Consider the following 515-nt stretch of genomic DNA (forward strand, 5'->3'; position numbering starts at 1 on the left):
CCGATGTAAACAAATATTATATAAATAATATTGTCCGAGATCACAGTTCTGTACCTGCTAAGATGTTAATTAAATTACCTACTCACATAGGTTTCGCGGAAAACCAGCTATACTAGTCAGTTTTATCTTTCACTAACTTACCACAATTCATCGGATATCTATACAACGATAACCCGTTCGGGCCTTTTTAGCCCTGATCATGGTAAGATCACTAGCCTTCGGGTCTAATTTTAGATACTTATCATTTTTTCATAATTGGTTTATCTTAGGTAGTTTTTAATTAATTATACCACTTGCATCTAAAATTAACTTGCTGACCCATTATGCAAAAGGTACACTCTTATTTATAATTTTAATTTTTACTCGAGCTGCTTATAAAATTACTATTTCAAATTTTACCTCACGGTACTATTCACTATCGCTTATATATCATATTTAGCTTTAGAGGAAGGTTCCCCTATATTCAAACAGATATTATCCATTTTACTTAAACTAGGCTATTATTACTTAGTATT

1 rRNA gene is annotated in these 515 nt (G+C 31.1%); it reads right to left on the reverse strand.

Annotated elements, in window-relative coordinates:
* Positions 1-515, reverse strand: a 23S ribosomal RNA gene (locus tag ACYVEA_RS34865); the annotation flags it as partial.

This window comes from Spirosoma jeollabukense, from assembly GCF_054777855.1.